This is a genomic window from Patulibacter americanus DSM 16676, from assembly GCF_000420025.1.
Classification (GTDB): domain Bacteria; phylum Actinomycetota; class Thermoleophilia; order Solirubrobacterales; family Solirubrobacteraceae; genus Patulibacter; species Patulibacter americanus.
Window position 1 is genome coordinate 48,672 of the sequence record NZ_ATUD01000017.1, and the last position, 26,614, is coordinate 75,285.

Here is a 26,614-nt window from a genome sequence, read left to right on the forward strand (position 1 = left end):
CCCGCTCAGAGCTGCAGCTTGAAGCCTTCGTGCGAGGCCTCGAACCCGAGCCCCGCGTAGAAGCGGTGGGCGCCGTCGCGCTCGCGGGACTTCGAGCTCGTGAGCTGCACGAGGCCACAGCCGCGCTCGCGCGCCCGTCCGATCGCGTGGCGGACCAGTGCGGTGCCGACGCCCGTCCCACGCTCGGCGGCCGCGACGTGGATGGTCTCGAGCTGCGCGCGGTCGCCGTCGCGGGCGAACTCGGGCAGGACGGACAGCTGCAGCACCCCGACGACCGCGTCGCCCCGCACGGCGACGAGCAGCTCGTGGTCCTCCGCGGCGAGGATCCGGCGGAACCCGTCGCGCTGGGCGGGAGCCGGCCAGTCGCCCGCGACGCGGGCCCGCGTCATCGCGTCGGCGCCGACGAGGGCCAGGACGGCGTCCTCGTCGTCCGGGCGGGCCGGGCGGAGCTCGATGCCCTCCACGGTCAGCCGAAGCGGACGACGCCGTTGCTCGCCCCGCGGACCTCGGCGAGGTCCGCGAACTCCAGCCGCTTCAGCGCGGCGCGCAGGAGCGCGAGCAGCTGGCGCAGGCGCTGGTTCTCCGACCGCGCCTCGAGCAGCTGCTGCTTGGCGTCGGGCGCGAACTCGACGGACGCGGCGAGGTCGTAGGAGGACGCGGCGACGAGGTCGGCGGGGGCGACCTCGTGCTCCGTCGCCTGGTTGGCGAGCGAGGCGTAGGCCTGGCGCACGGCGGCGGCGGCGTCCTGGTCGAGCGCCTCGGGCTCGTCGTCGAGGAACTCCACCTGCGCCGAGGCGTAGGCGTGGCGGTGGTGCTCCTCGATCACGCGGAACGGCCGGGTGCCGCGGGTGACGACGTCGAGCCGCCCGTCGTCGAACTGCTGCAGCACCTCGGTCACGCGCATCGCGCAGCCGACGGAGCGCGGCCCGTCCTCGTCGACGAGGACGATGCCGAACTCGCGGTTCTCGGCGATGCAGCGGGCGCCGAGCTCCTTGTAGCGCTCCTCGAACAGGTGCAGGGGGACCTGCTCGCCCGGCAGCGCGACGAGTCCGAGGGGGAAGAGCGGCAGATCGGGGTCTGAATCGGCCATGCACCGAGTCTACGCCGGTCGCCCGGCGTCCTCGACCCCTCGGCGCCCAGGACGCGCCAACCCCCGCCGGGCCGCGCGGGCGCGGGCGGACGTCCCGCCGCAACCGGCGGCCGGGGTCCCGTCGTAGCCCTCTCGATGGGTACGACGGAGATCGTCTGGTTCCGCCGCGACCTGCGGGTGCGCGACCACCCGGCGCTGCACGCCGCCGCGGCGGCCGACGCGGTCGTCCCCCTCTTCGTCGTCGACCCCGTCATCACCGACGGCCGCGCGGCGAGCGGTCCCCGCGCGCACTTCCTCGCCGGCTGCCTGCGCGCGCTCGACGCGTCGCTGCGGGAGCGGGACGGCCGACTGGTCGTCCGCCACGGGGATCCCGCAGCCGTCCTCGTCGCGCTGGCCCGCGAGACGGGCGCCACGGTCGTGCGCTGGACGAGCGACGCCAGCCCGTTCGCCCGCCGCCGCGACACCCGGGTGACCGCCGCGCTGCGTCAGGCCGGGATCGAGGCCCGCCCCTCCCCGGGCCAGTACGTCGCCGACCCGTCCGTTCCGCGCACCGGCCAGGGCCGCCCCTACACCGTCTTCAGCCCCTTCGCCCGCGCCTGGGAGCACCTCGACCGCCGTTCGGTGCTCGACGCGCCGGCGGGCCTCGTCGTCCCCGACGTCCCGTCCGAGCCGCTCCCCGCGCCCGATGCGCTGGGCGGCACCGGCCGCCCCGACGCGCCCGAGCGGTTCCACGAGCCGGGGGAGGACGCCGGCCTCGCCGCCGCCCGCGAGTGGCTCGACGGTCCGGTCGCGACCTACGACGACCTGCACGACGTGCTGGCCGGGGCCGAGGGCACCGAGCGCTCCGCGGGCGGCACGAGCGGCCTGTCCCCGCACCTGCGCTGGGGCACGATCTCCCCGCGGTGGCTCGAGGCCCGCGCGCGCCGGCTGTCGGGCCCGGGTCCCGCCGCGTTCGTCCGCCAGCTCGCGTGGCGCGACTTCTACGCCCACGTCTACCTGCACCACCCCGAGGACCGCCTGCAGGCCCACCAGGCGCGCTACCGCGCGCTGACCTGGGAGACCGACGACGATGCGCTGGAGGCCTGGCGCACCGGGCGCACGGGCTATCCGCTCGTCGACGCAGGGATGCGCCAGCTCGCCGCGACGGGGTGGATGCACAACCGCGCACGGCTCGTGACGGGGTCGTTCCTCACGAAGGACCTGCAGCTGGACTGGCGGCTGGGGGAGGCGCACTTCTACGCGCACCTGCTCGACGGCGAGCCGAACCAGAACGACGGCAACTGGCAGTGGGTCACCTCGATCGGCGTCGACCCCAAGCCGTACTTCCAGCGGATGTTCAACCCGACCCGCCAGCTGCAGCGGTTCGACCCCGAGGGGCGCTACGTGCGCCGCTGGGTGCCCGAGCTGCGCGACGTCCCCGTCGAGCGGATCGCCGAGCCGTGGACCATGGGCCCGCTCGAGCAGCAGGCCGCGGGCTGCGTCATCGGCGAGGACTACCCGGGCCCGATCGTCGACCACGCCGAGCAGCGCGCGGTCGCCGCCGCCCGCTACCGGTCGGCCGGCGACGGTTGAGCGCCGACGCGCGCGGCGCGGCGCGAAAGGACACCGTGCCGCGCCGCCCTGACGCGCGACGGCGGCGGGCGGCGCGGTCCTCGGTCCTCAGTCCTTGACGAGCCCGCCGTCGACCACGAGGTTCTGTCCCGTCACCGCGCGCGACCAGGGGGCCGCGAAGAACAGCACCGCGTCGGCGAACTCGGCCGGGGTGGTGACGGAGCGCAGCGGCGTGCTCGCCGCGATCGCGTCGAACACGGCCTCCGGCGTCGCGGCGCTCGCGTCCGTGGTGCGCAGCAGGCCGCCGCTGACCATGTTGACGGTGATCCCGCGCGGCCCCAGGTCGGCGGCGAAGGTCCGGGTGAGGGAGAGCAGCGCCGCCTTCGCCGCCGTGTAGTCGTGGTACGGCACGACGGGGTTCTGGAAGAGGTTCGTGCCGACGTTGACTACGCGGCCCGAGCCGAGCCGCTCGAAGCCGGGGAGCGCGGCCTGGATGACGTTCAGGGCGCCCTGGACGGATCCGGCGAACTGCGCCGAGAGCGCGTCGTAGCCGATCTCGTGGGCGTGGGGCCGCGCGTCGCCGTTGAACGCGAAGTCGACGAGCGCGTTGTTGACGACGGTGGAGACCGGGGCGCCGAGCGCCTCGCTCCCGCGGGCGAGCAGCGCGTCGACCTGGCCGCGGTCCCGCACGTCGGCCTGGATCGCGACGACGCGCCCGGGATTGGCCGCCTCGAGCTCCTCGGCGGCCTCGCGGCTGGTGCGGTAGTTCACGACGACCTTCGCGCCCTCGCGCAGGAACGCCTCGGTGAGGCTCAAGCCCAGGCCGCGAGCGCCGCCGGTGACGAGAACGACCTGGTCGGCGAGCGCCGGAGCGCGAGGGTCGGACTGCGGGCGGATGGACGTGCTCATGCGGGTGCCTCTCGGGAAGGGCGAGGGCACGCCGGCACCCGGCGCCCCGCGGCACGCCGCCCGGGAGACCTCCGTCGGGCGGGGTGCGCGGGGACCGCGCTCGACATCCCTTCGCCAGTGCTGGCTGGATCAGGTTCGACGGGTGTGCTCTCAGCCAGGACTCCCTGGCACCCCGTGTCGCTGCGCGGCACCGTAGCACCGCGTCCCGCTCCGGTTCCGCCCGCGCCCTCAGGGGCGCAGGACCGCCACGAAGTCGAGCGCCTCGTCGAGGTTCGCCCCGTCGGCCGCGGACCGCAGCACGAAGTCCGAGGCGGCGATCGCGGGGGTGAACCACGCGTAGAACGGCTTCGTGATCCGCAGCGTCTTGTGGATCCGGTCCCATCCCAGGTGCTCGATCGCCCACGCGTGGACCTTGAGCTTGCGGGCGTGGAAGAGCCCGAGGATCTCGACGTGGCCGAAGTGGCGCTCGAGGAGCTCGCGGTACTCGCTGGCCCGGTACTCCTTGATGTGCCACGGGTTCTCGGACTTCTCCGCGCCGGGGGGCGCGAGCGTGAGCAGGTTCGGGGTCGAGACGTAGGCCTCGCCGTCCGGGCCGATCAGGGTCTTGAACCGCTCGAGGATCGCGTCGGGGTCCTGCACGTGCTCGATCGTCTGCAGGAAGACGAGGACGTCGGTCGGCTCGTCGAACGTCTCGACGAGCGTGCGCACGAAGCGGACGTTGTCCCGCGTGTAGCGCAGGCGCGCGTGCTCGTAGGCCTCGGGGTTCGCGTCGACGCCGACGGCCTCCTTCGCCGCCCCGGCGAGCACGTCGGTGCCGTAGCCCTCGCCGCAGGCCAGGTCGACGACCTTGGCCGGCGACGTCCGCGCCGCGACCCGCTCCGCGATCCACTCGTAGACCACGAGGTGGCGGCGGTACCAGTAGTTCTCCTCCGGCACGTCGGGGAGGGTCCGCTCGCCGGTCAGCTCCAGCGGAGGAACGCCCTCGGGCTGGTTCCGTTGGACGTAGTGCTGCGGGGGCGCGGTCATCGGTCCGCAAACGTACTGGACGGGCCGTAGACTGCGGCGGCCCATGAGCCCTTTTCCTACCACCGGTAGTGCGGCTGCGGAGCCCGATACGGCCGAGCGCATCCGCGACGTCAACACCCGGTACCACGACGGTGCGGCGGCGCAGTACGACGCCAAGTGGGGCATCGACTGGGGTGAGGTCGGCGCCGATCAGGTCCGCCAGAAGCTCGAGAAGCTGCTCGGCACGCCGCTGCCGCACTTCGACGCCGCGCTCGAGATCGGCGCGGGCACGGGCTACTTCAGCCTGCACATGCTGAAGGCCGGCATCGTCGGCGCCGCGACCGCCACGGACATCTCGCCCGGCATGATCGATGCGTTGCGCGGCAACGCCGAGCGGCTCGGCCTGCAGGTCGAGACCGCCGTCGCCGACGCCGAGCGCCTGCCCTTCGACGACGCCTCCTTCGACCTCGTCCTCGGTCACGCCGTCCTGCACCACATCCCGGACCTCGAGCAGGCCTTCCGCGAGTTCCACCGCGTGCTGCGCCCCGGCGGCGTCATCCTCTTCGCCGGTGAGCCGTCCCGCACGGGCGACAAGATCGCGATCGTCCCGAAGAAGGCCGCCGACTACGCCGCGCCGCTGTGGCGCCGCGTGATCCGGGCCCGTCCGGCCCAGCACGGCCACGACGACGGCGGCGCGGAGAACCACGCGCTGGAGTCGCAGGTCGACGTCCACGCGTTCGTCCCCACGGAGCTGCGCGCGCCCATCGCCGCCGCCGGGTTCGAGACGGTCGACGTGCAGGGCGAGGAGCTCGCCGCAAACTGGTTCGGCTGGTTCAACCGCGGCATGGAGTCCAGCGCCCGCGACGAGGACGTCCCCTGGGGCTGGAAGATGTACGCCTTCAAGGGCTACCTCTTCTTCCAGAAGCTCGACCGCCGCCTGCTCGAGGGCCGGCTGCCCGCGAGCATCTTCTACAACCTGATGGTCACGGCCCGCAAGGCGGGCTGAGCGGGCCGCAACCCCCCCGGGGGGCGGCCGACAGGCGCCGTCGCCCCGGTCGCCGCGCTTCCGCCTCAGTCCGTCGGCGCGGCCGGCGGGGCCTCGTTCCGCGCGCGGGCGGCCGCGCGCCGCTCCTTCGCCTGGCGCTCCTCGCGCAGGCGCACCCGGTCCTCGGCGGGCAGCGGCACGTCGTGCGGATCGGCCCAGACCATCCGCTCCGGGGCGTCACGCATCCGGACGACGCGGGCGGGCACGCCGGCGGCCACGGCGTTCGTCGGCACGTCCTTCGTGACGACGGCGTAGGTGCCGAGCACCGCGTTGTCGCCGACGGTGGCGCCGCGCAGCACGCAGGCGCCGTAGCCGATCCACACGTTGTGGCCGACGATCACGGGGCGGGTGTAGATCCCCTGCTTGCGGATCGGGGTGTCCGTCCACGCGACGGAGTGATCGAAGTCGATGAACATCGAGCGGTCCGCGACGATGCACTCGCGGCCGATCGAGATCCGCTCGTACGTCGAGAGCGTGCACTCCTGGCCGATCACGCTCTTGGCACCGATCTCGATCGTGCCCTCGTGGCAGCGGATCTTCGTGTCGTCCCCGAGCCACGACCAGCGGCCGAGCCGCACGACGGCGTTCGGGCCGATCTCGAAGTGCACGCCGGGGCAGATGAACGCGGGCCCGTCGAACTGCAGCCGCTCGCGGTACTTGAGCTTGAGCCGCAGGGCCCGCAGGCCGAGGACCCAGTACCGCCAGCCGAGCATGTGCTCGCGCCGCGCGTGGCGCAGCAGGTGCAGCAGCCCGCCCTTCGCCGGGGCGGGCGGACGCTGCACCTCGGGAGCCGGGCCGGGCGTGTCGGTGCCGGGCGCGTCGTCCGGATGCGGGACGCCCGGGGTGGGGCCGTCGGCGTCGTCCGCGGCGGTTCTGGGGCTGTGCTCGGTCGCCACCGCCCAAGCCTAGGGCGGCGCGGCGCGCCGCGTCGGGGGGTACGCGGCGCGGGCCAGGCCTCGAGCGTCGTGGTCCGCGCGGTGGAGGACCTGGGCGGGGCTCGGGGCACCCGCGGGGTGCGTGGGCTGCCATGGTCTCCGCTACGGTGCCGCGCGTGCGTGGTCCCCGGCTTCCCGACGTCCTGCGTGCCCGCGGACGCACCCCGATGCCCCGCGGCCGGCCGCGACCACGAGCCAGCTGGACGCTGATCTGCCTCGGGCTCGTCGTCTCGGCGTCGGCCATGTCCTTGATCGGGGTGGTCGGCGGGACAGTCTGGTTCGTCGCGGAGCTGTTCGCGAGCCCCTCGAACGAGAAGGGCGACGCCCTCGGTCTCGTGGTGAGCCAGGCGATCGTCCTGGCCGTGACGCGCCGACTGACGCGCGGCATGATGGCGCTCTGGTTCGCCGAGTCGGCCCCCGAGGCCGACGCTGCGGACCGCTGGCTCGCCGAGCTCGGGCCCGCGCCCGACGCCCGCTGACCTTCAGCGCCGGAAGACCGGCAGGACCTGCTCGACCCCGGCCCAGGGCAGCGCGCCCTGCGGGGGCGCCGAACCGGCCCCCGGATCCAGGACGGCGGCGGCGAGGGTCCAGACCGTCGCGACGACGGTGAGCCCGGCGAGCACCGCGCCGGCCCGCGGCACGCGCTGCCACGCCCAACCGACGGTCGCGGCGGCGACCGGCAGCGCCGCCGTCGCGCCCGCGCCGCCGAGCCAGTTCGTGGCCGGCCAGGGGGAGAGGATCGCGTAGGGCACCGTGGCGGCCACGAGCACCAGCAGGAGGAACAGGACGCTCACCTCGACGTGGATCTCGTCGGCGAACACGCGGAAGAGCCGCGAGCGGCGCCAGTGCACGAGCCGCCACACCGCGACGAAGACGAGCGCCAGGACGGGCGCCCAGCGCAGCAGGCCGAGGTCGCGGTCCAGGAGCAGCCCGACCGGCGAGAGGACGATCCGGGCGAGCACGTCGCCCACGCCGTCGAAGTACGTCGGCAGCGACCAGCCGACCTGCGGCGCCCACGGCGTCGGGCCGCCGAAGAGGCGGTCGTGGACGGTGAGGTAGACGAAGGCCGAGAGCAGGAGCACCTCGAGCGAGAGGAACCCCGTCAGGCCGCGGCGACGGCGCCGCATCCAGCGGGTCAGGGCGGCCGCGACGAGCAGGGCCACGGGCGCCAGCGGCAGCCACAGCCAGGGCAGCAGGGCGCACAGCAGCGCGCAGGAGAGCGCGGCCCAGGTGCGGGGGTGGTCGCGCACCGCGAGCGCCGTGGCCACCGCCCCCGTCACGAGCAGGGCCGCGGGGCCCGCCGGTCCGATCTCCGTGGCGCCGAGGACGACGGGGACGGAGAGCGCGATCGTCAACACGCCACGGGTGGCCCAGGGGTCCGGGACGATGCGGCGCGCGACGCCGAGGGCGAGGACGAACGCGGCGGCCATCAGAGCGGCGCACCACAGCTGCACGGCCACGCGGCCCCCGAGGCCCGTCGTGCGGCCGGCCCAGTACGCGGGGGCGAGCACGGCGCCGACGCCCGGGCCGGTCGGCTCGAGGTAGCCGCCGGGAGCCAGGGGCGGTCCCTCCTGACCGCGGGCGTCGCGGCGCACGGCGACGTTCGACGGCAGCGCGCCGTCGGGTCGCACGCCCTCGATCCCGCCCCAGTCGCGCCACGGCCGGGCGATGTAGTCGTCGAGCAGGTCGATGTCGCCGTCCGTGACGACCGAGTGCGTGACCAGCAGCCGGTGCGCCTCCGTGCTCGTGAGCGCCCGGTCCGGCGCGGCCGGCAGGGCGATGCCCACGGAGTAGACCGCGAGCAGGGCGATCCACAGCAGCAGCAGGCGTATCGGACGGGGAAGGGCGAGCAGCACGACGGGTCGGCGGCGCGCAGGGGAGGGGACGCCGCGCCGCACGGGCACTGTAGTCGGCACCGCCCGCAGCCCACGCCGCGCGCCGCGCCGGGGGCCCGGACGGGCGTTGACGGATTGGTCACGTCTCGATCACACGACGGCAACGTCGTGGGTGCACGGCGGTCATAGCGTCGCCCCGTCACGTGCGGCGACCCTGCCCGCGCTCCGCCACGCCCTCCGTCCTCAGGACACGCATGACCGACCTTCACTCCGCCGACGCCCCCTCCGCCGACGAACTTCCGGGCGACACCTCCGCCCACACGCGCCGCGGCTTCATCCGCGGCGTGGCCATCGCCGGCGCCAGCACGATGGCCGTCGCCTCGCTCGACGCCACCGGTGTCGCCGACCTCATGGGCGACAGCGCCGTCGCCGCCGGCGCGCCGACCCCCTTCTCCGACTTCCGCGCCCTGGGCGCCTCCTCCGCGGACCGCTTCGAGGTCCCCGAGGGCTTCCGCGCCGACGTCCTGATCTCGTGGAACGACAAGTTCGAGAACACCGACGGCACGACGCTCCGCTACGGCTTCAACAACGACTACCTCGCCTTCCTGCCGCTCGAGGGCAAGAAGGACGAGGCGCTGCTCTTCGTCAACCACGAGTACCCCGCCCCGTTCTTCCAGCACGGCGTGACGAAGGCCGCGGAGAAGAGCGCGAGCCAGATCGCCGAGGAGAAGTACTCCGTCGGCAACTCCATCGTCCACGTGCGCCGCGACGCCAAGGGCGTGTGGGGCGTCGTCTCGCCCTCGCCGTACAACCGCCGCATCACGGGCGACTCCCCGGCGTGCGAGGTCACGGGCCCGCTGCGCGGCCGCGGCGACGTCGCGCTGGCCGACGAGGTCAAGGACGCGAACGGGACCGTCACGAAGCCCGCCACGAAGGTGCGCGTGGGCGAGAGCCTGACCCGCGCGAACGTCATCGACGGGTCCGTCGCCAACTGCTCCGGCGGCACGACGCCGTGGGGCACGACGCTCTCCTGCGAGGAGAACTACGACTCCTACGCGTCCCGGGCGACCCCGGACAACACCTACGGCTGGGGCGGCACCTACCAGCTCGACACGCACGCGAACTACGGCTGGGTCGTCGAGCACGACCCCTACGACGCCAAGTCCACGCCCCGCAAGCACACCGCGCTGGGCCGCTTCCGTCACGAGAACACGGCGTTCCGCCACGTCGACGGCAAGCCCTTCGTGCTCTACATGGGCGACGACAAGACGAACGAGGGCGTCTACAAGTTCGTCTCGACGCGCCAGTTCATCCCGGGCAACCGCGCGGAGAACCTGAAGATCCTCACGGAGGGCCAGCTCTTCATCGCGAAGTGGAGCCCCGAGGGTCGCCGCCGGTTCTCCAACACGAACGGCACCGGCCTGCTGACGGCGGAGTCGGGCACCGGCGAGTGGGTGCCGGTCGAGGCGTCCGAGCTCGTCGACACCTCCGCACACCTGCGCAAGCGCTTCGGCACGGCGGACTTCAACCAGTTCTTCGCCACGAACCGCCCGGAGGACGTCGAGGTCGATGTCGACGGCACGGTCTACATCGCCTTCACGAACAACTCGGGCGTCAACGACCAGCACGGCGCCATCCGCAAGGTGCGGGAGCAGGGCAACGACCCGGTCGCCACGACGTTCACGTGGGAGGACTACGCGGACGGCGGCCCGACGGGCCGCTCCGACGTCGGCGAGCAGGGCTTCTCCTCCTGCGACAACCTCTGCTTCGACGAGAGCAACAACCTCTGGGTCGTCACGGACATCTCGTCGAGCTCGCTCAAGGGCGGCCTGCAGCAGAAGGCCTTCTACGAGTACCACGGCAACAACGCGATCTTCATGATCCCGCGCTCCGGCCCGAACGCCGGCGTCGCGTACCGGTTCGCGAACATGCCGATCGACGCCGAGGGCACGGGCCCGTACTTCTCGACGGACGGCACCGCGCTGTTCGTCAACGTGCAGCACCCGGGCGAGGAGACCCCCGCGACGCCGGGCGCGACCTACGGCAAGGCCGAGACGTACACGAGCTACTGGCCCGAGGGCGACAAGACGGCGAACCAGAACCCGTCGATGCCGCTTCCCTCGACCGTGGTCATCACCCGGATCCGCGAGGACGACCCGGGCGACGGCACGCCGACCATCCCGAACCCGCCGGTCGTTCCGGGCCAGCCGGGCCAGCCGGGTCAGCCGGGTCAGGGCCCGAAGGGCAAGACGACGGTCGACGTGCCCGAGACCGTCTCCTACGCGACCCTCGCGGCCCGCGGCGTCAACGCCAAGGTTCGCGTGCGCGAGGCCGCGCGGATCGAGCTGAAGCTCCGCATCCGCCTGCCGAAGGTCGGCCGCAGCAAGGGCCGCGTCGTGACCGCCGCCATGGCGAAGAAGACGGTCGGCGCCGGCTCGCACAGCGTGCGCCTCCGTCCGGGCGCCCTCGCCCGCACCGCCCTGCGCACGCGCAAGGGCAAGACGATGCGCGCCGAGGTGACCCTCGAGGTCCGTCCCGTCGACGGCAGCCCGAAGAAGCTGCGCCGCAGCGACGCCTTCCGCATCCGGTAGGCAGGTCCGGTCCGGTCGGCGCGTCTCGCCGGCCGGACCCTGTCGTCGGCCGCGTCTCGGCATCGGCCCGACACCGGGACCGGCCGGGCCAGCGCCCGGCCGGTCCCTCGGTCGCGACCCGGCCGGCCACCCGCCGGCCGCGGGCCGGCCGCGGGTCAGCCCGCGACGCGGCGGGCGGTCTCCGTCAGCAGCCGCACGCCCCAGCCGCTGGGCCCCTTGCCCAGGTACTTGCGCGGCAGGTCGTGCGAGAGGGCGGCCATGTCGACGTGCGCCCACGGCACGTCGCCCGTGAACCGCTCGAGGAACGCCGCGCCCTGGATGGCGTGCGCGACCCGGCCGCCGCTGTTGGTCATGTCCGCCAGGCGGCTCTTGAGCAGCTCCCGGTGCTCGTCCTCCAGCGGCAGCGCCCACACGCGCTCGCCCGTCGCCTCGCCCGCGGCGCGCAGCTCGCCCAGCCACGTCTCGTCGCGACCCATGAGCCCGCCGTGCGAGGTGCCCAGCGCCGTGACGACGCCGCCGGTGAGCGTCGCGATGTCGACCAGGCGCTCCGCGCCGAGCTCGAGGGCGTAGGTCAGCGCGTCGGCGAGCACCAGGCGGCCCTCGGCGTCGGTGTTCGTGATCTCGACGGAGGTGCCGTTCTTCGCGACGAACACGTCGTCCGGCTTCATCGCGGAGCCGTCGACCAGGTTCTCCGTGGCGCCGACGACCGCGACGACCCGGACCGGCAGCCGCAGGCGGGCGATGGCCTCCATCGCCCCCAGCACCGCGGCGCCGCCCGACATGTCGAAGCGCATCGTGCGCATGGAGAGCGGCGGCTTGAGCGAGTAGCCGCCCGTGTCGTGGGTGACGGCCTTGCCGACGAGCCCGAGGAGCGGGCCCGAGGCGCCCGGCCCGTCGTAGCGGGCGACGATGAGCGCCGGCGGCTGCGTGCTGCCGTGCGAGACCGCGCCGAAGAGGCCCATGCCGCGCCGGCGCAGCGCGCCGATGCCGATCTCGACCTCGACCGTCAGCCCCTCGACCTCGTCGCCCAGCGCGAGCGCCCGGCCGGCGAGGGCGCGCGGCGTCAGCACGTTGGAGGGCAGCTGCTGGAGCACCCGGGCGTGGTTCTGCGCGGCGCCGACGGTGGCCCCCGCGACGACCGCCGCGGCCGTAGCCGCGTCGGGCGCCGTGCCTCCGGGCGCGGCGACCTGCACGGCCGGGGTGGCGGGCTCGTCCGGCTCTCCCGGGTCCGCGTCGGCACGGCCGCGGACCTTGGCGGGTTCGTGGAGCGCGACGGCCGCGATCGCCGCGACGGCGCCGGCACCCTCGGGGTCGTCGAGGACGAGGCGGACCGTCGACGCGCGCAGCCCGCGGGCGTGGCGCAGCGCCGCGCCGTACGCCGCGCGGCGGTCCTCGTCCGTGCGCGGCTCGCGCGTGCCCAGGCCGGCGAGGATCCAGCGCACGCCGTCCTCGTCGTGGGTGTGGGCGACCGCGCCCAGCCGCGGGCGCGCCTCGCCGCGCTCCACCAGCCGCGCCAGCGCGGCGGCGGGCGCACCGTCGGGCAGGCCGACGGGGCCGTCCGCGGCGAGCCCGACGACGATCGCGTCCGGCGCGGGGGAGGACGGGTCCACGGGCTGGACGGTGGGCGGCGCGGCGGTGTCGGTCACGCCACGCAGGGTACGAGCCCCGCCCGCGGCGCCCGTGGGGCCTGGCCGGAGGAGCGCGGGTCCCGCCGATCCCTGCCCGCCCCGGACCGGCGCTGCGCGCGCCGCCCGTGCCGGCCGGACGGACCCTGCGGGGCGCCCCCAATACACTTCCTACCCTCCGTAGGCGAGAGAGGACAGCACCACCATGGCCAAGACCGTCATCCTGGGTTCCGCCCGCACACCCGTCGGCAAGCTGGGGGGTGGGCTCTCCACCGTCAAGCCCGTCGACCTCGGCGGCGTCGCGATCACCGGCGCGCTCGAGCGGGCCGGCGTCGCGCCGGACCAGATCCAGCACGTCGTGATGGGGCACGTCATTCAGGCCGGCCAGGGGCAGATCACCGCCCGCCAGGCCCAGATCGCGGCCGGGATCCCGAACCACGTCCCCTCCGAGACGATCAACAAGGTCTGCACGTCGAGCATCCGCTCCGCGGCGATCGTCGACCTGCACGTGCGCGCCGGCGAGTACGGCGTGGCCGTGGCCGGCGGCATGGAGTCCATGTCGCTCGCCCCGTACCTGCTGCCCAACGCGCGCTTCGGCTACCGCATGGGCGACGCGAAGACGCTCGACTCGATGGTCCTCGACGGCCTGACGAACGCGTTCACGCACCGCCAGATGTACGACGAGACCTCCGAGGTCTCCGACGCGCACGGCTGGTCCCGCGAGGAGCTCGACCGCTGGGCGCTGCGCTCGCAGGACAACGCGATCGCCGCCCAGGACGCGGGGCGGCTGGCCGAGGAGATCGTCCCCGTGACGGTCAAGGGCCGCAAGGGCGACACGATCGTCGACACGGACGAGGGCCCCCGCCGCGGCACCTCGCTCGAGGCGCTCGCCAAGCTGCCCGGCCTCACGAAGGGCGGCACCCACACGGCCGGCAACTCGCCGGGCGTGAACGACGGCGCCGGCGCGCTCGTCCTGGCGTCGGACGCCTGGGCCGCCGAGAACGGCCGCGAGGTCCTCGGCGAGATCGTCTCCTTCGGCGCCGCCGCGGGTGCGTTCGACAACCTGCTGACGACCCCGGGCAAGGCCTCCGCCATCGCCCTGGAGAAGGCGGGCCTGAAGGCGTCCGACATCGACGTGTGGGAGATCAACGAGGCGTTCTCCTCCGTCGCCCTGAACACGATCAAGGACCTCGGCATCGACGAGGACCGCGTGAACGTCAACGGCGGCGCCGTCGCCCTCGGCCACCCGCTCGGCGCCTCGGGCGCGCGCATCATGGGCGCCGTACTCCTCGAGCTGCGCCGCCGCGGCGGCGGCTACGGCATCGCCACGGCGTGCTCCGGCACGGGCCAGGGCGACGCCGTGCTGATCAAGGTCGGCTGAGAGGGGGGGGACCGGGCCCCGCCCCGAGCTTCTCGGGCCGGGGCCGCGGTCGGCCGCTAGGGTCCGGCGCGTGCCCGCCGACGAGCCGCAGACCCCGCCCGTCCCGGACGGCCGCTCGTCGTCGACGGGCGTGCACGCCCCGTCCGCAGCGCCGTCGCCGGCCCAGCCCGCCGGGGGCGGTCCGTCCGGACCGCGCGCGGGGGTCTTCTTCGACCTCGACAAGACGCTCGTCGCCGGGTCCTCCGGGTTCCACTGGGCGCGCGCCGCGGCCGCGCACGGGCTCATCACCCGCCGACGGCTCGCCGCGGACGGCTGGGAGAACCTGAAGTTCCGGCTCCACGGCTCGACGGACGAGACCACCCGCAAGGTGTGGGACCGCGCCGGCGCCTTCCTCGCCGGCCAGCGGGTGCGCGACTTCGAGCGGCTCACGCCCCGCGTGCTCGCGGGCGTGCTCCCGCGGCTCTACCCCGAGATGCTGCGGATCGCGTGGGAGCACCAGGACGCCGGCCGGCCGATCTACATCGTGACCGCGTCGACCCAGGACACGGCCGAGATGATCGCCCACGTCCTCGCCTTCGACGGGGGCGTCGGCGCGCCGCTCGAGGTGCGGGACGGCCGCTACACCGGACGCCTCTCGGGCCCCATGACCTACCGGGAGGGCAAGGTCGCGGCCCTGCGGCGCCTGGCCGAGCGCGACGGCCTCGACCTCGCCGCCTCCTGGGCCTACTCCGACTCGGAGTCCGACCTGCCGATGCTGCGGGCCGTCGGGCACCCCGTCGCGGTCAACCCCGACCGCGAGCTCGCGCGCGTGGCGGCGCAGGAGGGCTGGGACGTCGTGCGGCTCGAGCGGCTCGGCTCCCACCTCAAGACCGCGGTCGCCCTCGCGGCGGTCGGCGCGCTCGGCGGCCTCGGCCGCGCGGCGGCCACGCGTACCGCCGGCGCCCGCCGCCGCGCCTGACGGGTGGGGCCCGGCCCGTCGTCCAGTGGCGGGGCCCGTCACACACGCTTCGTCTACCCTTCGACGTTCCATAACCCAGGCCGAGTCCTCGACGCACGTCGTCGGGGAGCGGGGGACCCATTGATCGCCGCGAGGCGGTCGGGGGCGAATCGCCGGAGCACTCCGGTGTAGCGCAGTCTCAAAGCGCGAGCCCGTCAGCTAACCCCGTAGGCGCGAGAGACGAAGGACGGTCCCCGTGAGCCAGACTCGCGAACAGGACTCCACCACCCGGTGGGGTCACAGCCTGCGCGCGTCGCAGGCCCGCCGCGCCGCGGCAGCCCGCGTGCGCCGATGGAGCCGACGACGGCGCATCACCGCCACGACGATGGTCGTGGCCGCCCTCGGCATGGGCGGCGTGGCCACCGCCCAGAGCACGTCGGGCTCCTCCTCGGCCGGCTCGGCGTCGACCCAGGCGCAGGGCGGCGGCGTCGCTGCGGTGCAGCAGAAGCTCGGCGTCACCGCCGACGGCGTGGTCGGGCCCCAGACCCGCAAGGCGCTGCGGGCGTGGCAGCGCAAGAACGGCCTGCAGGCCGACGGCATCATCGGCCCGCAGACGCTGAAGGCGATGGGCCTCTCCGCCGGCGCCGCGACGCGCTCGGCGTCGAAGGGCTCCGCCTCGGCAGCGCCCTCCGGCACCGCGAACGCGACGCTCGAGAAGATCGCGCGCTGCGAGTCGGGCGGCGACCCGACGGCCGTCTCGTCGAGCGGCACGTACAGGGGCAAGTACCAGTTCGACCGCCAGACCTGGCGCGCGTACGGCGGGACCGGCGACCCGGCCGCGGCCTCCGAGGCCACGCAGGACGCCATCGCGGCCAAGCTGCTGGCGGCCCGGGGCACGAGCCCCTGGCCCAACTGCGGCCGCTAGCCGCCGCTTCCCGCTCCGGCCGGCATCGCGCCGGCCGGACGGGGTGTGATTGGGTGTCGCGCGTGCCCGGCCCGCTGCGCGACGACCCGATCGCCGAGGCGCGCCGTCACTGGACGACCCGGTGGGGACCCGAGCCGGCGCGGCCCATGGCGGCCGTCACCTCGATCATGCGCGTCCAGCAGATCCTGCTGGCCCGCCTGAACGACGCGCTGCGCGCCCACGGCCTGACCTTCCCGCGCTACGAGGCGCTCATGCTGCTCTCGTTCACCCGCGACGGCGCGCTTCCCCTGGGCAAGATCGGCGAGCGCCTGCAGGTGCACCGCACGAGCGTCACGAACATCGTCGACAAGCTCGAGCAGGACGGCCTCGTCCGCCGCGTGCCCCACGAGAGCGACCGCCGGGCCACGCTCGCCGCGCTCACGGACGAGGGCCGGCGCGTCGCGGGGGCGGCGACGCTCGAGCTCAACGCCGCGGCGTTCTCCCTCGGCGCGCTGCCCCCGGAGGACCAGGAGCAGCTCACCGCGCTGCTCGAGGCGGTCCGCCGTGCCGAGGGCGACTTCGTCGGCTGACGCCGCCGCGCGCCGCCCGATGCGGTCCGCCGCGGCGACCCGCCGGACGTCGCCCGCCCGACCGTCCCGTGGTCCCGGCGGCGGCAGGGCGCCTCGCCGCCGGGTACGCAAGACTGCCCGGGCGTACACCCCCAAGGAGCCCTGACATGAGCACCATCACCGCCCCAGCCGCGGCCTCGCACCGCCTCGTCCTCGCCGACGTCCTGCCCGGCGCCCGGGTACGCGACGCGGTCCTCGTCCTCTTCGGCGCCCTCTTCACCGGGGCGATGGCGCAGGTCGTCGTGCCGATGCAGCCCGTGCCGATCACGGGCCAGACGCTCGCCGTCGGCCTCGTCGGCGCGACGCTCGGCCTGCGCCGCGGCGTGCTGTCCATGCTGCTCTACGTCGCCCTCGGCTTCGTGCTGCCGATCTACGCGGAGGGCGCCTCCGGCGTCGCCACGCTCTGGGGTTCCTCGGGCGGCTACCTCGTCGGCTTCGTCCTCGCGACGGGCGCCATCGGTTGGCTCGCCGAGCGCGGCGCCGACCGCAAGGTCGCCCTCGCGTTCCTCGCCTTCGTCGTGGCCCAGCTGCTCGTCTTCGTGCCGGGCCTGCTCGTCCTGAAGGCCTCCTCCGGCATGAACTGGGCCGACACGGTCCACTTCGGCTTCACGGTCTTCATCGTCGGCGGGCTGATCAAGGCCGCCGTCGGCGGCGTGCTGCTCCCCGGTGCCTGGCGGCTCGTGCGCCGCTACGAGGGCTGAGTCGCCCCTGGCCCTCCGCCCTCGAGCTCCGGCTCGGGCGTGAGGGCGACCGGCGGCCCCGCGAGCCACGAGCCGCGGCGCCGCCGGCGGCGCCGCAGGACCCGCGCGTCCCCGGCCTTCGCCGGCCGCACGCGCCCAGCGCGACGGTGCCACCGCCCCGTCGCCCCGTCCTGCCGCTGCGCCCGCGACCCCTGCGCGCGCCGACCGTGCCGTCGTCCGGCTTCCACCCGCGGGTAGGATCGCGGCGACGCGCGCCCGGGGCGGCGGCCCCTGCTCCGGCCGCACCCGCGGACCCGGCGTGGCGGCGCCCCAGGCGGGGTACGGGCGCGTGGCGAGGATAGGTCGTCCACCCCCGCTCCACCCGTGAAGTTACCGTCGGTCGGAAAGTGCTTTCATTCGCCCGGGATGTCTGATTGACCCGTCAGTCAACCGCGCTAGACTCCCGTCCGCCCGTTGGCCCCCAAGGAGGCTCACAAAGTGACAAAGATCGTCGTCCTGGTGAAAGAGGTACCGGACGCGGCCGTTCAGAAGCAGGTCGATCCCGCCACCGGTCTCCTGGACCGCAGCGGGGAGAAGACGCTGAACCCGTTCGACACCCACGCCATCGAGGCCGCGCTGCAGCTCAAGGAGAGCGGCGCACTCGAGGTCGATGAGGTCGTCGCCATCACGGTCGGTCCGTCCAGCGCCGTCAAGGCGCTGCACAAGGCCGTCTCGCTCGGCGCGGACCGCTCGATCCACCTGACGGACGACGCCCTGGTCGGCTCGGACGTCGTGGCCACGGGCTACGCGCTCGCGGAGCTCGTCAAGCGCGAGAACCCCGACCTCGTCCTCGCCGGGCAGCAGTCCGACGACGGGCAGTCCTACGCCGTCGGCGCGGTCGTCGCCGAGAACCTCGGCTGGCCCGCCCTGACGCAGGTCATCAAGCTCGAGGTCGACGGCACGACGCTGACGTGCGAGCGCCAGGCGGAGTACGGCTACGACACTGTCAAGGTGCAGCTGCCCGCCGTGATCTCCGTCGGTGACGCGATCAACGAGCCGCGCTACCCGTCGCTCAAGGCGATCATGGGCGCGAAGAAGAAGCCGCTCGAGTCGCTGTCGGTCGCCGACGCCGGCATCGACGCCGGCAAGGTCGGCAAGGAGGGCCGCAAGGCCGTCTGGACCGCCGCGCAGCAGCCGCCCGCGAAGGCCGCCGGCATGCTCATCGAGGACGACGACACCGCCCAGACGGTCGAGCAGATCGTCACGTGGCTCGACGAACGGAAGCTGATCTGATGACGAACATCCTGGTCTACGCGCTCCACCACGAGGGCACGGTCAACAAGAACTCCCTCGGCGCCATCTCCACGGCGGCGAAGCTCGCCTCCGAGCTCGGCGGCGAGGCGCACGCCCTGTTCGTCGGCGAGGACGTCTCGGACGCCGCGGCAGGCTCCGTCGGTGCCTACGGCGCGACGAAGGCGTTCCGCGTCGCGGCGCCGGCCGGCGTCCCGCAGCCCATCGTCGACGCGCTCGACGCCGTCCTGAGCCAGGGCGAGTACGGGTACGTCATCTTCGGCGGCGGCCTGCTCGGCTTCGAGGCCGGCGGCGCCATCGCCGCCCGTCGCGGCGGCGGCATCGGCGTCGAGATCACGGGCCTGCGCGTGGAGGGCGGGGAGCTCGTCGCCGAGCGCCCGATCCTCGGCGACACCCAGATCTCCGACATCCACTTCCGGGGGCTCGGCGTCATCGCCGCGCGCCTGAACGCCTTCGAGGCCGTGGAGTCCGCCGCCGGCAGCACCGTGCCGGTCGAGGACGTCACCGTGACGCTCTCGGACGCCGCGGGCAAGGTCGAGATCGTCACGCGCGGCGAGCAGCGCGGCGCCGACGTGAACATCGAGGACGCCCAGGTGCTCATCACGGGCGGCCGTGGCCTCGGCTCCGCGGAGAACTTCTCCGTGGCCGACGACCTCGCCGCCGCGTTCGGTGGCACCGCCGCCGTGGCCGCCACCCGCGCCGCGGTCGACGCGGGCTGGTTCCCCTACGCCGGGCAGATCGGCCAGACGGGCAAGACCGTCGCGCCGAAGCTCTACCTCGGCCTCGGCGTCTCCGGCGCCATCCAGCACAAGGTCGGCATGCAGTCCTCCGACGCGATCGTCGCGATCAACAAGGACTCCAACGCGCCGATCTTCGAGTTCGCCGACCTCGGCGTCGTCGGCGACCTGCACGCGATCGCCCCGGCGCTCGCCGCGGCCATCAAGGCCAAGAAGGGCTAAAGGAGACCAGGCATGGCTGCTTCCCACAACGGCGGCGTCGCTCCGTCGCAGTTCCCGCCCCCCGTCGACGTGGTCGGCGAGTTCGTCGCCGCGCCGACGGACCCGGAGGACGAGCGCATCGAGGTCGGCGTCGCCATCGTGGGCGGCGGCCCCGCCGGTCTGGCCTGCGCCAACCGGCTCCTGCAGCTCCTGGCCGACGACCCGGAGCTGCTCGAGTCCCTGGGCGAGGTCCCCGTGGCCGTCATCGAGAAGGGCAAGGTGTGCGGCGCGCACAACATGTCCGGCGCGGTGATGAAGCCGGGGCCCTTCAAGACGCTCTTCCCCGACGTCGACCTCGCGGACATGCCGTGGGCGTTCACGGAGGCCGAGGACGACGGCGCGGTCTGGTTCCGCAACGAGAAGAAGGCGGTGTCGCTCCCGACGACCCCGCCGCCGTTCAAGAACAAGGGCAACTGGGTCATCTCGATCGCTCAGCTCTGCCGCTGGCTCGCCGAGCAGGCCGAGGAGGCCGGCGCCTACATCCTCACGGAGACCGCGGCGGCCAAGCTGCTCGTCGACGGGAACCAGGTCGTCGGCATCCGCACGGGCGACAAGGGCCGCGGCAAGGAGGGCGAGGAGCTGCGCAACTTCGAGCCGGGCATGGACATGGCGGCGAAGGCCACCGTCCTGGCCGAGGGCACCTGGGGACACCTGACGGGTGCCGCCGTCAAGCGCTTCGAGCTCGCCGCGGGCCGCCAGCCCGTGACGTGGGAGATCGGGGCGAAGGAGGTCTGGAAGGTCAGGAAGCCGTGGAAGTCCGTGGTCCACACGTTCGGCTGGCCCTCCCGTCCCGAGAAGAAGCACCAGGAGGCCGGCGGCGGCTGGATCTACCCGCTCGGCGAGGACCAGGTGTCCATCGGGTACGTCATCCCGCTGCACACCCCGGACGCCACGGTGTCGGTCCACGACATGCTGCAGGCGTTCAAGGCGCACCCCTACGTCCGCGAGATCCTCGAGGGCGGTGAGCGCACCGCCTGGGGCGCGAAGGCGATCCAGGCCGGCGGCTACAAGGCGATGCCGAAGCTCTCCACCCCGGGCGCCGTCATCGCCGGCGAGTGCGGGTCCATGGTCGACATGGCGCGGCTCAAGGGCGTGCACATGGCGATCGAGGCGGGCCGCCTGGCGGCGGAGACGATCTTCACGGAGCTCAAGGCGGGCTCGAACGACTTCTCCGCCTACGAGACGGCGATCGAGGAGTCCGAGATCGTCGGCCAGACGCTGAAGGAGGTCCGGAACAACCGGCCCCTCCTCGACGCGCACTCCATGCCCGTCGGTGCGGCGCTCTCCGGCCTGAACTTCGTCACGGGCGGCAAGCTGCCCCCGGGCGCCGGGCCCGAGCTGCACCGCGACGCCGAGGTCGACGTCGCCGTGCCGGAGTCCGGTGCGATGAAGGACCGCTACCCGACGCCGGACGGGAAGTACTTCTTCGACAAGCTGTCCTCGGTGTTCATCACGGGCAACGCGACCCGCGACGACGCCCCGAGCCACATCCGCGTCGAGAAGCACGTCAAGCGCGAGGTCGCGGAGGCGTGGGCGTGGATGTGCCCCGCCGGCGTGTACGAGATCGAGGACGACCAGCCCAAGGAGGGCTTCGTCGACGTCACCGTGAACTACACGAACTGCGTGCAGTGCGGCGCGATCACGGCCCGCGGTGGCCGCCTGACCCCGCCCGAGGGCGGCGACGGCCCGGCCTACCAGCTGACCTAGCCCCGGGCCGCATCCCGAGCTCGCCGACGGCGCCGCATCGCGGCGCCGTCGTGCGTTCGGGGCCGTGTCGCTGATCGGCCGGGCCGCGGTCACTCGGCGGCGGGTCCGCCGGCCGTCACCCGTTCGATCGTCGTCCCGGCCGCGCGTACCGCGACCAGGGGCAGGCCGATGGCCAGGACCATCGCGAGGACGAGGGGGGCGTTGACGACGCGGACGGGGTCGACCTCGGCGGCTCGCATGAGCCCGGCGGCGAACAGCGCGCCCGCCCCGCCGGAGGCGGCCACGCCGATCACGGTGGGGAGGGCGACCTCGCGTTGCATCGTGCGGCGCAGGGTCGCCACGGGGGTGCCGGCCATCCGCAGCGCGGCCAGGGTGCGACGGCGGTCGAGCACCGTCCCCAGGGACGTGACGGCCGTGGCGAGGGCCGCGAGCAGCGACGCAAGGACGAGCGTCCCCGTCGCGCCGGCGAACACGGCCTTCACCAGGGCCAGGGTCGGGTCGCTGCGGTCCGCACCCGTCGCACCCGCTCCCGGGAGCGTGCGGGCGATCGCGGCGGCGACCGCGTCCCGGCGGACCGGATCCCGGCCGGTGGTCACGACGAGGTCCACGAGGTCCGCCTTGCGGGCCTGCGCGGCCGTCAGGGGTGACGCGTCGCCCGACGAGCCGAAGGGGTAGAGGCGCACGCGCGGCGCGTCGCCCGGGACCGTCGCGGCGAGGCGGCGCTCCAGGGCGGCCGGGACGTCGCCGCCGCTGCGCCCGTCGAGCGCGACCGTCAGGTGCCGCCCGTTCCAGCCTCCGGCGTCGGCGTCCACGGCGTCCTGGAGGGTGGGGGCGGCCCCGAGCATGGTGGCCGCGACGAAGGCGGCGAGCACCGGACCGCTGGCGATCCTCCAGACCGCCCGCGGCTCGTCGAGCATCCGCCGCGCCGCGAGGAGCGTCGCCGGGCGCCGCCAGAACCGGCGGGCGACGCGGCCCAGGAACGAGACCGCGAGGGGACCAACGACGCTCGTCGTCAGCACCACCGCCGCGAGCGCGCAGAGCATCGGGATGACGCTGCCGTTCTCGTCCAGGCTGCTGAGACCCCACTGCATGAGGCCGGCCGCGACCGGGAGCAGCAGCAGGCGCCAGGCCCGGAGCGGACGGGGCCGGTGCCGCAGGATCGTCCCGAGCGGCCCTGTCGACCGCCGCTGCGCCAACGCGGTGCCCAGGGCGGAGAGGCCGGGCAGTCCGAGGACGGCCACGAGGACGAGCCACGGGGGCGTGGTCAGGTCGCCCGCGTACCACGTCGTCCCGTTGAACGACACGTGCACGAGGGCGAGCCGCGCGACCGGCACGCCGATCAACGCGCCGACGACGGCGCCCGCGGCCGCCGCTGCGGCCGTCTCGGCCACCGCGGCCCGGAGCGTCCAGCCGGGGTCCGCGCCCACGAGCTGCAGCGCCGCTGTCCGCTCCTCCCGGCGCGTGGCGAGCAGGCGCGCGATCTGCAGCGCCAGGGCGACGGTGGGCAGCACGAGCAGGCTCAGGGCGATCCACACGAGGGCGACGTAGAACGGGTCGGGGTGCGCGTCCGCCCCCCGCAGGCCGTCACGTCCCACGACGGCGGAGTTGTTGAGGTCGCCGACCACGCCGTCGAACGCCGACGCCCGCAGGCCCGTGACCACCACGCGCTCGTCGGGGCCGGACAGCGCCTCGGGGCCGAGCGTGCCCACCACGCGGCCACGCAGCGACGACCGGACGACGTCCGCGTGTGGGCCGCGCAACATCCGCGCGACGGCGGGGGAGACGAGGACCTGCCCCGGCCGGGGGACGAGCGGCATGCCGGCGGCCGGGGCGACGGGCCCGCGCGTCGCGATGCCGACCTGCTGGATCCCGACGCCGCCGACGTCGTAGGCGGTGCCCGAGAGGACGACCCGGGAGGTCTCCGGGTCCGCGGCCCGCCCGCCCGGCGGCGGGAACTGCACGAGGTTCGTGGGATCGGCACCGCGCCAGGCGATCCGGTCGGCCCGCTCCTGCAAGGCCCCGGGTACGGCGGCGAGCATGACCATCAGGGCCGTGGCGACCCCGATGGCGACGGTGGTGAGCGCGGCGCCCCGCCGGGTGGTGCGGTCGCGGCGCCAGATCCGCAGGGCGAAGGCGAGGGCGCTCACGACGCCACCGCCACGGGGGCGAGCGCGGCCGGTTCGAGCACCCCGCGGCGGATCGCCACGGCCTCGTCGGCGCGGGCGGCGAGCCCGAGGTCGTGGGTGATGACGACGAGTGCCGCGCCGGTCGAGCGCGCGGCCGCGAAGAGCAGATCGGCCGTCGCCTCGGCCGTGTCGGTGTCCAACGCGCCCGTCGGCTCGTCGGCGAACACGACCGCCGGCTCGTGCGCCAGGGCGCGGGCGACCGCGACGCGCTGCATCTGCCCGCCGGACATCTCGCCGGGACGCCGGCCGGCCAGGTCGCCGATCCCCAGGCGGCCGAGCCACTCCCGCGCCGTGCGGATCGCGCGGTTCCGGGGGGCGCCGTCGAGCAGCATCGGCAGGGCGACGTTCTCGTCCGCGTCGAGCTCGGGCACGAGCAGGCCCTGCTGGAAGACGAACCCGAAGGTCGACCGGCGCAGCGCGGCGCGCGTCTTCTCGCTGCGGTCGTCGACGCGGCGGCCGTCGACGTGGACCGTGCCCGCGTCGGGAGCCAGCACCGCGGCGAGCACGTGCAACAGCGTCGACTTGCCGGAGCCGGAGGGTCCGACGATCGCCAGCGCCCGACCGCGGTGGACGTCGACGTCCACGTCGTGCAGGACGGGCGCGTCCCCGTAGCCCTTGCGGAGCCCGCGGCCCGAGAGGATGGGTGGAGCGGCCGTGCGGCCGTCGGCAGAGGGGTGCATGGGACCCAGCGTGGGGGGCGGCGACTCCTTGTACATCGCCCTCGGGAGTGAGTCGCCCTCGTCCCTGAGAGGGAGCTCGGTGCTCCCGGGACGGACGGGGCCGCCCGTCGGCGGGCGAGGGACGTGAGCGTGGGCGGAGCCGCGCCGCCGCGCGCCGCAACTCCGCGCCGTCTCGCGCGTTTGAAGAGGTGGGCGTCGGGCATGATGGGTCGACGTCCGTCGCCGTCCCTTCCTCCCGGTCGTCTCCGTGCTCCGCATCCCCACCCGCATGGCGCTCTGCGCCCTCCCGCTCCTCGTCCTGACGGCGGCCCCCGCGGCCACCGGCGCCGCGACACCGCAGCGCTCCTCGGACCTCACCGTCTCGAGCGGCAGGTGCACCACCTCCGCCACGGACCCCCAGGCGCGGGCCGCCACCTTCGTGGTGCGGATGCGGGGTCGCGCGGACGCCTCGGCGTACGGGTTCGCGGCCCAGCTCGAGGAGCGCACTGCCGGCGGCACCTGGACCGCGTTGAAGGGCGCGGCCGCCCCGGCCGGGCTCACCGCCTTCAAAGCCGCACAACGCGGGTCCGCGCGAATGGTGCGGCGCCTCAACGTCCGCGGCCTGCGCCCCGGCAGCGCCTACCGTCTGCGCGTCGAGGGCCGATGGACCCGTGCGGCCGCCCCCCGGGTCGTCGCGGTGACGAGCCGCTCCTGCACCGTCAAGGACGTGCGCCCGAACCTCGCCCTCACCGGCGTCTTCGGCTGGCAGCCCAGCACCGCCGGGGGAGAGGTCGCCTACCGCATCGGCGTGCGGGCGACCATGGCCGAGGCGCTCGCGGCCACCGACGTGCCCGTCCTGCTGCGCCAGGGCGAGACGACGCTCGCCACCGGGACGTTCCGGCCGACCGGGGAGGGCTACGTGCTGATCCCCGGCAAGCGGTGCGTCCAGGGTCAGCCCGTGATCGTCACGCTCGATCCCGACGACGTGATCGACGACCGCGAGCCGACCGACGACATCCTGCGCGCCGAGTGCGTGCCGGTCCAGAACTGACACGACTGCTACCGTCTATCGGCCATGAAGTCTGAGATTCACCCCGAATACGCCCCCGTGGTCTTCCGCGATGCCGGTGCCGGAGCGACGTTCCTCACGCGCTCCACCGTCAAGAGCGACAAGACCATCGAGCTGGACGGCGTCACGTACCCCGTGATCGACGTGGAGCTCTCCTCGGCTTCGCACCCGTTCTACACGGGCAAGCAGAAGATCGTCGACACCGCCGGTCGCGTCGAGCGCTTCAAGCGCCGCGCCGCCAAGCGGGCCGAAGAGCAGGCCGCCTCGGAGGCCTAGTGACCGGGCGCTCCGTCCGCCAGAGGCCGTTCGACCAGAACGCCCCGGCGGAGCGCCTACCCGCCGCGCCCCGGACACGACCGTCCGGACGCGCGGCGCCGCAGGACCCCAGCGTCGCCCCCGACCGCGGACGGACGCGACGGCCGTCCGGGCTCCGGGCCGGGCAGGATGCCCCCGTCGGCGCTGACCGCGGACGGACGAGACGGCCGTCCGGTCTCCCGGCCGGGCAGGATGCTCCCGTCGGCGGTCAGGCCGTCGTCGAAGGGGTGATGATGCGCGGCGTCCGCCACTGGGCCGTCGCCGTGCGCAAGCCGTCGCCCGAGCAGCTCGAGGACGGACGGCTGCCCGACGGCGAGGCCGCGCTCGGCCCCGTCGAGGTGCAGGTGATGCCCTTCGCCTCCGCGCTGCAGCGCCACCGCGTGCTGCGGCTGCCGGTCCTCCGCGGGTTCGTCGCGCTGCTCGGCTCCCTGCGGATCGGGTTCCACGCGCTCCGCATCGCGGCGGAGGCCCAGCAGCCCGACGACGATCCCGAGATCCCGCGGCGCGACTGGGTCATCGCCCTCGCCGGCGGACTGGCGCTCGCGATCGGGCTCTTCGTGCTCACGCCCGTCGGGCTCACGAGCCTGATCAAGGAGCAGCTCGGCTCGGGCTACGCGTTCTGGATGGTCGAGGCCGTCGTCAGCACGACGATCTTCGTCGGCTACCTGGCGCTCATCAGCCGGCTGCCGGACCTGCGGCGCGTCTTCCAGTACCACGGGGCCGAGCACCAGACGATCTCGTGCTACGAGGCCGGGCTGCCGCTCACGCCGGAGAACGCCGCCCGCTTCGGCCGCCTGCACCCGCGCTGCGGAACGAGCTTCATGCTGATCGTGATGGTGACGGCGGTGTTCGTCTACTCGCCGCTGGGCATCCTCGCCTGGTGGCAGATGATGATCGCCCGGCTCGTCGGGATCCCGCTCATCGTCGGCCTCTCGTTCGAGGCGATCAAGTACGCCGGCACGCACCGCGGCAACCGCCTGGTGCGCGGGCTCATGTGGCCGGGCATGCAGCTGCAACGGCTCACCACCCGTCGACCGGACCGCGACCAGCTCGTCGTCGCGATCGCGGCGCTCGAGGCCGTGCTGGAGCGCGAGGACCCGCGCACGGCGACCCGCCGCGAGCTGGCGGGCATCGAGGTCGCGGCGTAAGGCAGGACAACGTGCGGGCCCCGCCCCGAGCTTCTCGGGCCGGGTCGCGTCGGACCGCGGCACGGCTCGGGGCACCCGCAGGACGTGCGGGCCCCGCCCCGAGC

At 74.5% G+C, this 26,614-nt stretch carries 24 protein-coding genes and 2 riboswitches; of the genes, 15 read left to right on the forward strand and 9 right to left on the reverse strand.

All coding sequences use genetic code 11. The features are described from left to right. Nucleotides 1–5 precede the first annotated feature (5 nt). Nucleotides 6–464, reverse strand: a complete 459-nt coding sequence (locus F593_RS0119600; RefSeq protein WP_022930445.1) for a GNAT family N-acetyltransferase — start codon at nt 462–464, stop codon at nt 6–8. 2 nt (nt 465–466) lie between these two features. Beyond that, nucleotides 467–1,090: an LON peptidase substrate-binding domain-containing protein gene (locus tag F593_RS0119605; protein WP_022930446.1), complete on the reverse strand. Its 624-nt coding sequence runs from the start codon at nt 1,088–1,090 to the stop codon at nt 467–469. 135 nt (nt 1,091–1,225) lie between these two features. Here F593_RS0119605 and F593_RS0119610 point away from each other — a divergent pair, with 135 nt between their 5' ends. After that, nucleotides 1,226–2,662 (forward strand): cryptochrome/photolyase family protein, encoded by a 1,437-nt coding sequence (locus F593_RS0119610; protein WP_022930447.1) that lies wholly within the window; start codon nt 1,226–1,228, stop codon nt 2,660–2,662. Between the two features lie 87 nt (nt 2,663–2,749). Here the strand turns inward: F593_RS0119610 and F593_RS0119615 are convergent, their stop codons facing one another. Both F593_RS0119615 and F593_RS0119620 read right to left on the reverse strand, forming a co-directional pair. Beyond that, on the reverse strand, nt 2,750–3,550 hold the full coding sequence (locus F593_RS0119615; protein WP_022930448.1) for a 3-oxoacyl-ACP reductase: 801 nt from the start codon (nt 3,548–3,550) through the stop codon (nt 2,750–2,752). 89 nt (nt 3,551–3,639) lie between these two features. Next, a riboswitch (TPP riboswitch) is annotated at nt 3,640–3,735 on the reverse strand. Between the two features lie 43 nt (nt 3,736–3,778). Continuing rightward, nucleotides 3,779–4,576, reverse strand: a complete 798-nt coding sequence (locus tag F593_RS0119620; protein WP_022930449.1) for a class I SAM-dependent methyltransferase — start codon at nt 4,574–4,576, stop codon at nt 3,779–3,781. 43 nt (nt 4,577–4,619) lie between these two features. Between F593_RS0119620 and F593_RS0119625 the strand changes: the two genes are divergently transcribed. Continuing rightward, nucleotides 4,620–5,561, forward strand: coding sequence for a class I SAM-dependent methyltransferase (locus F593_RS0119625; protein ID WP_022930450.1), 942 nt, complete (start codon nt 4,620–4,622; stop codon nt 5,559–5,561). A 65-nt stretch (nt 5,562–5,626) separates the two neighbouring features. Here the strand turns inward: F593_RS0119625 and F593_RS26900 are convergent, their stop codons facing one another. Next, nucleotides 5,627–6,496, reverse strand: a complete 870-nt coding sequence (locus tag F593_RS26900) for an acyltransferase (protein ID WP_084630229.1) — start codon at nt 6,494–6,496, stop codon at nt 5,627–5,629. A 155-nt stretch (nt 6,497–6,651) separates the two neighbouring features. Between F593_RS26900 and F593_RS0119635 the strand changes: the two genes are divergently transcribed. Then, nucleotides 6,652–7,014: a hypothetical protein gene (locus tag F593_RS0119635; RefSeq protein ID WP_022930451.1), complete on the forward strand. Its 363-nt coding sequence runs from the start codon at nt 6,652–6,654 to the stop codon at nt 7,012–7,014. Nucleotides 7,015–7,017: 3 nt separating this feature from the next. Here the strand turns inward: F593_RS0119635 and F593_RS0119640 are convergent, their stop codons facing one another. Then, entirely contained in the window at nt 7,018–8,433 is a 1,416-nt protein-coding gene (locus F593_RS0119640) for a hypothetical protein (protein WP_022930452.1), read from the reverse strand. A 191-nt stretch (nt 8,434–8,624) separates the two neighbouring features. Between F593_RS0119640 and F593_RS0119645 the strand changes: the two genes are divergently transcribed. Continuing rightward, entirely contained in the window at nt 8,625–10,961 is a 2,337-nt protein-coding gene (locus F593_RS0119645) for a PhoX family protein (protein ID WP_022930453.1), read from the forward strand. A gap of 155 nt (nt 10,962–11,116) precedes the next feature. On the opposite strand, the gene F593_RS26905 is transcribed toward F593_RS0119645, so the two are convergent. Continuing rightward, a complete protein-coding gene (locus F593_RS26905) occupies nt 11,117–12,607 on the reverse strand; it encodes a leucyl aminopeptidase family protein (RefSeq protein ID WP_022930454.1) in 1,491 nt (496 codons plus the stop codon). Between the two features lie 184 nt (nt 12,608–12,791). On the opposite strand from F593_RS26905, the gene F593_RS0119655 reads away from it, so the two are divergent. The 8 genes from F593_RS0119655 to F593_RS0119690 all read left to right on the forward strand — a co-directional run bounded on the left by F593_RS0119655 (nt 12,792) and on the right by F593_RS0119690 (nt 21,133). Continuing rightward, complete coding sequence (locus tag F593_RS0119655; protein WP_022930455.1) at nt 12,792–13,967, forward strand: thiolase family protein; 1,176 nt, start codon at nt 12,792–12,794, stop codon at nt 13,965–13,967. A gap of 70 nt (nt 13,968–14,037) precedes the next feature. After that, nucleotides 14,038–14,925: an HAD family hydrolase gene (locus F593_RS26910; protein ID WP_022930456.1), complete on the forward strand. Its 888-nt coding sequence runs from the start codon at nt 14,038–14,040 to the stop codon at nt 14,923–14,925. A gap of 68 nt (nt 14,926–14,993) precedes the next feature. Beyond that, a riboswitch (cyclic di-AMP (ydaO/yuaA leader) is annotated at nt 14,994–15,149 on the forward strand. A gap of 11 nt (nt 15,150–15,160) precedes the next feature. Continuing rightward, on the forward strand, nt 15,161–15,829 hold the full coding sequence (locus F593_RS28895; RefSeq protein ID WP_157252012.1) for a transglycosylase family protein: 669 nt from the start codon (nt 15,161–15,163) through the stop codon (nt 15,827–15,829). A gap of 62 nt (nt 15,830–15,891) precedes the next feature. Then, nucleotides 15,892–16,398, forward strand: coding sequence for a MarR family winged helix-turn-helix transcriptional regulator (locus F593_RS0119670; protein ID WP_022930457.1), 507 nt, complete (start codon nt 15,892–15,894; stop codon nt 16,396–16,398). A 146-nt stretch (nt 16,399–16,544) separates the two neighbouring features. Beyond that, complete coding sequence (locus F593_RS0119675; protein ID WP_022930458.1) at nt 16,545–17,138, forward strand: biotin transporter BioY; 594 nt, start codon at nt 16,545–16,547, stop codon at nt 17,136–17,138. 477 nt (nt 17,139–17,615) lie between these two features. Next, nucleotides 17,616–18,410, forward strand: a complete 795-nt coding sequence (locus F593_RS0119680; RefSeq protein WP_022930459.1) for an electron transfer flavoprotein subunit beta/FixA family protein — start codon at nt 17,616–17,618, stop codon at nt 18,408–18,410. Continuing rightward, nucleotides 18,410–19,387, forward strand: a complete 978-nt coding sequence (locus F593_RS0119685) for an electron transfer flavoprotein subunit alpha/FixB family protein (RefSeq protein WP_022930460.1) — start codon at nt 18,410–18,412, stop codon at nt 19,385–19,387. Before F593_RS0119680 ends, F593_RS0119685 begins: the two co-directional genes overlap by 1 nt. Nucleotides 19,388–19,399: 12 nt before the next feature. Further along, complete coding sequence (locus F593_RS0119690; protein WP_022930461.1) at nt 19,400–21,133, forward strand: electron transfer flavoprotein-ubiquinone oxidoreductase; 1,734 nt, start codon at nt 19,400–19,402, stop codon at nt 21,131–21,133. Nucleotides 21,134–21,222: 89 nt separating this feature from the next. Here the strand turns inward: F593_RS0119690 and F593_RS0119695 are convergent, their stop codons facing one another. Together F593_RS0119695 and F593_RS26920 are read right to left on the reverse strand one after the other, a co-directional pair. Further along, nucleotides 21,223–23,280 (reverse strand): FtsX-like permease family protein, encoded by a 2,058-nt coding sequence (locus F593_RS0119695; protein ID WP_022930462.1) that lies wholly within the window; start codon nt 23,278–23,280, stop codon nt 21,223–21,225. Then, a complete protein-coding gene (locus F593_RS26920; protein ID WP_022930463.1) occupies nt 23,277–23,999 on the reverse strand; it encodes an ABC transporter ATP-binding protein in 723 nt (240 codons plus the stop codon). The genes F593_RS0119695 and F593_RS26920 overlap by 4 nt, the downstream gene beginning before the upstream one ends. A gap of 247 nt (nt 24,000–24,246) precedes the next feature. Here F593_RS26920 and F593_RS0119705 point away from each other — a divergent pair, with 247 nt between their 5' ends. The 3 genes from F593_RS0119705 to F593_RS26925 all read left to right on the forward strand — a co-directional run bounded on the left by F593_RS0119705 (nt 24,247) and on the right by F593_RS26925 (nt 26,510). Then, nucleotides 24,247–25,029, forward strand: coding sequence for a hypothetical protein (locus F593_RS0119705; protein ID WP_157252013.1), 783 nt, complete (start codon nt 24,247–24,249; stop codon nt 25,027–25,029). Between the two features lie 24 nt (nt 25,030–25,053). After that, entirely contained in the window at nt 25,054–25,323 is a 270-nt protein-coding gene (locus tag F593_RS0119710) for a type B 50S ribosomal protein L31 (RefSeq protein ID WP_022930465.1), read from the forward strand. 269 nt (nt 25,324–25,592) lie between these two features. Further along, nucleotides 25,593–26,510 (forward strand): DUF1385 domain-containing protein, encoded by a 918-nt coding sequence (locus F593_RS26925; RefSeq protein WP_051160609.1) that lies wholly within the window; start codon nt 25,593–25,595, stop codon nt 26,508–26,510. The last annotated feature ends 104 nt before the right edge of the window (nt 26,511–26,614 follow it).

What these genes read in the sequence shown, in the direction of transcription:
- F593_RS0119610 (WP_022930447.1), top strand. Translation starts at nt 1,226, where the DNA reads ATGGGTACGACGGAGATCGTCTGGTTCCGCCGCGACCTGCGGGTGCGC.
- F593_RS26925 (WP_051160609.1), top strand. Translation starts at nt 25,593, where the DNA reads ATGATGCGCGGCGTCCGCCACTGGGCCGTCGCCGTGCGCAAGCCGTCG.
- F593_RS0119620 (WP_022930449.1), bottom strand. Translation starts at nt 4,576, where the DNA reads ATGACCGCGCCCCCGCAGCACTACGTCCAACGGAACCAGCCCGAGGGC.
- F593_RS0119645 (WP_022930453.1), top strand. Translation starts at nt 8,625, where the DNA reads ATGACCGACCTTCACTCCGCCGACGCCCCCTCCGCCGACGAACTTCCG.
- F593_RS0119690 (WP_022930461.1), top strand. Translation starts at nt 19,400, where the DNA reads ATGGCTGCTTCCCACAACGGCGGCGTCGCTCCGTCGCAGTTCCCGCCC.
- F593_RS0119655 (WP_022930455.1), top strand. Translation starts at nt 12,792, where the DNA reads ATGGCCAAGACCGTCATCCTGGGTTCCGCCCGCACACCCGTCGGCAAG.
- F593_RS26920 (WP_022930463.1), bottom strand. Translation starts at nt 23,999, where the DNA reads ATGCACCCCTCTGCCGACGGCCGCACGGCCGCTCCACCCATCCTCTCG.
- F593_RS0119710 (WP_022930465.1), top strand. Translation starts at nt 25,054, where the DNA reads ATGAAGTCTGAGATTCACCCCGAATACGCCCCCGTGGTCTTCCGCGAT.
- F593_RS0119615 (WP_022930448.1), bottom strand. Translation starts at nt 3,550, where the DNA reads ATGAGCACGTCCATCCGCCCGCAGTCCGACCCTCGCGCTCCGGCGCTC.
- F593_RS0119685 (WP_022930460.1), top strand. Translation starts at nt 18,410, where the DNA reads ATGACGAACATCCTGGTCTACGCGCTCCACCACGAGGGCACGGTCAAC.
- F593_RS0119675 (WP_022930458.1), top strand. Translation starts at nt 16,545, where the DNA reads ATGAGCACCATCACCGCCCCAGCCGCGGCCTCGCACCGCCTCGTCCTC.
- F593_RS0119625 (WP_022930450.1), top strand. Translation starts at nt 4,620, where the DNA reads ATGAGCCCTTTTCCTACCACCGGTAGTGCGGCTGCGGAGCCCGATACG.
- F593_RS0119605 (WP_022930446.1), bottom strand. Translation starts at nt 1,090, where the DNA reads ATGGCCGATTCAGACCCCGATCTGCCGCTCTTCCCCCTCGGACTCGTC.